The sequence below is a fragment of the Allobaculum fili genome (genome assembly GCF_020969955.1).
GTDB lineage: Bacteria > Bacillota_I > Bacilli_A > Erysipelotrichales > Erysipelotrichaceae > Allobaculum > Allobaculum fili.
The window spans coordinates 1-275 of sequence record NZ_JAHDSX010000147.1 but is presented as its reverse complement, the minus strand read 5'-3'; the positions used below and the strand labels follow the sequence as shown (position 1 = coordinate 275).

Annotated in this window: 1 protein-coding gene; it reads right to left on the bottom strand. The window is 40.7% G+C overall.

Translation table 11 applies throughout. The annotated features are described in order from the left end of the window. A partial coding sequence (locus Afil_RS10865) for a transposase (RefSeq protein WP_230268565.1) occupies nucleotides 1-275 on the bottom strand: 275 nt, incomplete at both ends.

Genomic DNA, 275 nt, shown 5'->3' with positions numbered 1-275 from the left:
TCAGATTCTTTGTGATATCTACTTCCGGATCTATGTCGTATTCTTCTGCAATCTGTAGAAGAGCCTGATAGTCTCGTTTCTTCAGACGAATCAGAAACAGCTGCGCCAAATCCATGATCGCCTTTTCTAAACTGAAACCATGAAATCCTCGATCCATGATAAATATCCCTTTTTCTGTGATTCGGCGCATCAGTTCAAGAGCACCGATGCGTTCGTTTTTCTTAGCGAGTTTCTGGATTTCTACATCTGTGAAGAGCTTATTATCTACGTCATAA